Annotated in this window: 3 protein-coding genes; 2 read left to right on the plus strand and 1 reads right to left on the minus strand. The window is 65.3% G+C overall.

Annotation, left to right across the window (positions count from 1 at the left end; all coding sequences use genetic code 11):
* A partial coding sequence (locus EN742_RS22515; protein WP_128333292.1) for a histidine kinase dimerization/phospho-acceptor domain-containing protein occupies positions 1-1254 on the plus strand: 1254 nt, incomplete at its 5' end.
* Positions 1255-1503: 249 nt separating this feature from the next.
* Here EN742_RS22515 and EN742_RS22520 read toward each other — a convergent pair.
* The gene (locus tag EN742_RS22520; RefSeq protein ID WP_126056448.1) at positions 1504-3462 is read right to left on the minus strand and encodes an acetoacetate--CoA ligase; all 1959 of its coding nucleotides are present in this window, start codon (positions 3460-3462) and stop codon (positions 1504-1506) included.
* Positions 3463-3726: 264 nt separating this feature from the next.
* Between EN742_RS22520 and EN742_RS22525 the strand changes: the two genes are divergently transcribed.
* The coding region (locus EN742_RS22525; RefSeq protein WP_148670196.1) for an AsmA family protein at positions 3727-5452 on the plus strand (1726 nt) is incomplete at its 3' end.

The following is a 5452-nucleotide window of genomic DNA, read 5'->3' on the forward strand; positions in this document are numbered from 1 at the left end:
ATCCTGCGCTCGGTGCCGTGGCGCGCCGGCAAGGCGCTGATGCTGGTGGTGCGCCGCTCCGGCGAGGAGGGCGCGGCGCCCGCGCATTTCAGCGCCGCCAATGACGAGCCCACCCAGCAGCCCGACACTTCCGAGCTGAAGAGCCGCATCGCCGAAATGCGCACCATCATCGACACCGCCACCGACGGCGTGGTGCTGATCGGCCGCGACGGCAACATCCGCTCGATCAGCCGGCCGGCGGAAGCGCTGTTCGGCTTCGACAGCGACGAGGTCGCCGGCAAGCCATTCGCCTCGCTGTTCGCCATCGAGAGCCAGCGCGCGGCGCGCGATTATCTTGGCGGGTTGTCCGAACCCGGCGTGGCGAGCGTGCTCAATGACGGCCGCGAGGTAATCGGGCGCGAGTCGCAGGGACGGTTCATTCCGCTGTTCATGACCATCGGCCGGCTGCCCGGCGACAGCGGCTTCTGCGCCGTCGTGCGCGACATCACGCAGTGGAAGCGGGCCGAGGAAGACCTTACCCAGGCGCGCGCCGTGGCCGAGCGCGCCTCCTCGCAGAAGACGGATTTCCTGGCCCGCATCAGCCACGAGATCCGCACGCCGCTCAACGCCATCATCGGCTTCTCGGAACTGATGGTGGACGAGAAGTTCGGTCCTGTCGCCAACGATCGCTACCGCGACTATCTGCGCGATATCAACCGGTCGGGCAACCATGTGCTCGACCTCGTCAACGACCTGCTCGACATCTCCAAGATCGAGGCCGGCCAGCAGGAGATGGATTACGAGGCGGTGTCGCTCAACGACACGTTGGCCGAAACGGTGGCAATGATGCAGCCTCAGGCCAATCGCGAGCGCGTCATCATCCGTTCCAGCTTCGCCTCGCGGCTGCCGGAAGTGGTGGCCGACCTCAGAAGCGTGCGCCAGATCGCGCTCAACATCCTGTCGAACGCCATCCGCTACACGCAGGCCGGCGGCCAGGTGATCGTGTCCACCGCTTACGAGACCTCCGGCGACGTCGTCATGCGGGTGCGCGACACCGGCATCGGCATGAGCCAGGCCGAGATCGAGCAGGCGCTGAAGCCGTTCAAGCAGATCAATGCGCTGAAGCGCGGACGCGGTGACGGCACCGGGCTTGGGCTGCCGCTGACCAAGGCCATGGTGGAAGCGAACCGGGCGCGGTTCAGCATCACCTCGACGCCCGGCGAAGGCACGCTGGTGGAAGTCGCCTTCCCATCGACCCGGGTGCTGGCCGAATAGCGCACTGCGGGAAAAAGAAAAGGCGTCCAACGGGACGCCTTAAGGATGGGATTGCTGTCACAACGGGGGCTTGAGCGAATCTGAACCTCAGGGGACGAGGAACGGGATTTCTCCCTCAAGTTACGTGCGACTATCGGCGCCGTCCCTTAACAAGTTCTTACCGGGCCGCCAAAAAATTTACGAATGTGTACCACTCGTGAAATCTAGGTAAATTCGGCCGACATTTTTCGTTAACCATGCCAGGGCAGTTCAGTCGGCGAGCTGCGGCAGATTGCGGAACAGTTCCAGCGCTTCCGGATTGGCCAGCGCCTCCTTGTTCTTGATGGCGCGGCCGTGGACGACGTCGCGCACCGCGAGCTCGGTGATCTTGCCCGATTTGGTGCGGGGAATGTCGGTGACCGCGACGATCTTGGCCGGCACATGGCGCGGGCTGGCGCCAGTGCGGATCTTGGCGCGGATGCGCTTTTCCAGATCCTCGTCGAGCTTCACGCCGGCGGCCAGCCGCACGAACAGCACGACGCGCACGTCATTGTCGAAATCCTGGCCGATGCACAGCGCCTCGAGGATCTCCGGCATCTGCTCGACCTGATTGTAGATCTCGGCCGTGCCGATCCTGACCCCGCCCGGATTGAGCGTCGCGTCGGAGCGGCCATGGATGATCATGCCGCCATGCGCCGTCCATTCGGCGAAATCGCCATGGCACCAGACATTGTCGAAGCGCTCGAAATAGGCGGCCCTGTATTTCTTGTCCTCCGGGTCGTTCCAGAAGCCGATCGGCATCGCCGGAAAGGCCTTGGCGCAGACCAGTTCGCCCTTTTCCTGCCTGACCGGCCTGCCGTCGTCGTTCCAGACATCGACGGCAAGGCCGAGCCCGGGCCCCTGGATCTCGCCGCTCCATACCGGCTCGATCGGCACGCCGAGCACGAAGCAGGAAACGATGTCGGTGCCGCCGGAGATCGAGGCCAGGTGCACATCCGTCTTGATGCCGTCGTAGACGAAGCGGAAATCCTCCGGCGACAACGGTGAACCGGTCGACGAGATGGTGCGCACGCTCGAGAGATCGTGCGTGCCGATCGGCTTGAGGCCGGCCTTACGCACGGAATCGATGAACTTCGCCGAGGTGCCGAAATAGGTCATCTTCTCGGCGTCGGCAAAATCGAACAGCGCATTGCCGTCCGGATAGAAGGGCGAGCCATCATAGAGCAGCAGGGTCGCGCCCGAGGCGAGGCCGGAGACCAGCCAGTTCCACATCATCCAGCCGCAGGTGGTGAAGTAGAACAGGCGGTCGCCATCGAGCAGGCCGGCATGAAGGCGCTGTTCCTTGACATGCTGGATCAGCGTGCCGCCGGCCGAATGGACGATGCACTTCGGAATGCCGGTCGTGCCGGAGGAGAACAGGATGTAGAGCGGGTGCGCGAACGGCAGCCGTTCGAAGCTTACGGGCTTCGCGACGAAGGACGACAAGGCCGCCTCCAGGGCGTCCGCCTTGTCGATGGTCGCGGCGACGTCGGCCGAGGTGCCGAGATAGTCGACGATCAGCACCTTGCGGACGCTCGCAAGCCTGGCCGCCACCGCCCTGACCTTGTCGGCGACTTCGATCGCCTTGCCGTTATACCAGTAACCGTCAGGCGCGATGAAGACCACCGGCTCGATCTGGCCGAAACGGTCGAGAACGCCCTGCTCGCCGAAATCCGGCGAACAGGACGACCAGACGGCGCCGATCGAAGCGGCGGCGAGCATGGCGGCGACGGTCTCCGGCATGTTGGGCATCATTGCCGCGATGCGGTCGCCCTTCTTCACCTTCAGCGACAGGAAGAGCTGCTGCAGGCGCGACGTCAGCGCATTGAGTTCGTTCCACGACAGCCGCCGCTCGACCTTGTCCTCGCCGCGAAAAACGATCGCATCGCCGGAGCCGGTTTTCTTCAGCAGGTTCTCGGCGAAGTTCAGCCTGGCGTCGGGAAAGAAGGCGGCGCCCGGCATCCTGTCGCCGTCGACCAGCACGCGTTCGCCCTTGTCGCCGACGACACCGCAAAAATCCCAGGCTAGGCCCCAGAACGCCTCGCGCTCGTCGATCGACCAGCGGTGGAGCTCGGCATAGGAGGAAAAGGCCGTACCCGTCTTGGCCGCCGCGGCCTTCATGAAGGCGGTCATGGGCGCCGCGTCGATCTGGTCTTGCGTCGGCGTCCACAAGGCGGTGTCGGCGGCCATGCTCGTTCCTCCCAAAAACGCGACGCGTTCGCGGCAGTTAAGCCCAACGCCGCGTACGTCGTTGTCCCAAAACCGGCGTGTAATTTCCGGCGACGGCCGGTGGCACCGCTTATGCATACCGCAGCGCAGCAGAGCAAGATTTTGTTCGGCCGGCGGCTTCAGATGTGCGCAAATGCCATCGCCGGGCCATAAAGACTTGAAATGCGTCGGCGCTGGGGTACATCCGTCGGACGATTTGTCGGCAATGGAAGCATATAGGGCGATATGCCATCATCTTTGATCCGGCGCGGAGCATGGGCGATCGGCTTTGCCGTGCTCGTCATCGCGCTGGTCGTCGCCGCGCTGCCGCTGATCGCCTCGACCCGCATCGTGCGCGACCGCATCGCCTGGGAAATGAGCGCCTGGAGCGGTTTCAGGGTTACTATCGATGGCTCGCCGCGCATCGAGGTCTGGCCCACCTTCCGCGCCATCCTGACCGACGTGACGCTTTCGCAATGGACCGAGACCGACGCGCCGCCGGTGATCGAGGCCGAACGGGTAGAGGTCGATCTTTCGGCCATGGCCGCCTTGCAAGGCGACGTCGTGTTCTCGACGGCGCGGCTGGTGCGGCCGACGATCAGGGTCCAGCGCACCGCCAGAGGCTTCTTCCTGCCGGCCATCCCGACCGGCGGCCGCATCACGCGCTCGATCGACACCGCGCGAGGCCTCGTCACCGCCAACCCGCAAAAGCCCGATCTCGGCAAATTGCCCTCGGACCCGTTCGGCACGGTGGAACTCAGGGACGGCCGCGTGGTGGCTTCGCTCGGCGGCAAGGACCAGGAAATCCTGAGCAGCCTGACCGGGCAGGCGAACTGGGCGGCGATGAACAGCAACGCGACGCTGACGGCGACCGGCATCTGGCGCGGCGAAAGCGTCGCCGTCGACTTCGCGTCGCCCAAGCCGCTGGTACTGTTCGCGGGGGGCGCTGCTCCGCTCACGCTCTCCGTCAAGGCGGCACCTGCTACCTTCTCCTTCGAAGGCGTAGCCTCGATGTCGGACAACGCCTATTTCGACGGCCAGGCGAAATTCGCCGCGCCCTCGCTGCGGCGCGCGCTGGAGTGGTCGCAGGCCGGCATCGCGCCCGGAGCCGCGATCGGCTCGGTCTCGGTCGCCAGCAAGGTGACGGCGGCCGCCGGCCGGGTGAAGTTCGAAAACACCACTGTGGCGCTCGACAACAATCCGGGGATGGGAGCGCTTGACTTCTCCTTCGGCGAAGCACTGCCGGTCATCTCCGGCACACTCGCCTTCGACACGCTCGACCTCCGATCGTTCCTCTCGGCCTTCACGCCGCTGGCGCCAACCGGCGAAGCGGGTCCCGGCGAGATCGACACCAGCTTCGCCGACAAGATCAATCTCGACCTCCGCGTGTCGGCGGCGCATGCCACGGCAGGACCGGTCCAGCTTGCCGACGTCGCCGCTACGGCGCAGGTCAAGAACGGACTTGCCGTCTTCGACATTTCCGACGCCTCTGCCTTCGGCGGCAACATCCAGAGCAGCCTGCGCTTCGACCGCAAGCTCGAAGGCACGCAGGTCGAGATCCGACTTCTCGCCTCCGACGTCGATGGCGGCGCCTTCGCCACGGCGGCAGGGATGACGAGACTGGTGCCTGTCGGGACGGCAACCGTCTCGGTCATCCTCAAGGGGCCGGGCAAATCCTGGAACTCCATCTTCGAAAACGCCGATGGCTCTGTCTCGGCAACCGTCGGGCCGGGCGCGCTCACCGGGCTCAACCTGCCGGCCTTCCTCAAGCGCACCGACCAGGGCGGCTTCTTCGCGCTCGACGACGTCGCCGACGGAACGCTGCCGATCGACGGGGCCGAGATCAAGGCGAGCATCTCCAAGGGTGTGGCGCGACTCGACAAGGCCGAAGCCAATTCGGCGAAATCCAAGATCTGGCTGTCCGGCATCGCCTCCTATGCCGGACGCGGGCTGGCGCTGTCCGGCATAGGAG

Origin of the sequence: Mesorhizobium sp. M4A.F.Ca.ET.020.02.1.1, from assembly GCF_004022645.1 — a bacterium.
Lineage (GTDB): Bacteria > Pseudomonadota > Alphaproteobacteria > Rhizobiales > Rhizobiaceae > Mesorhizobium.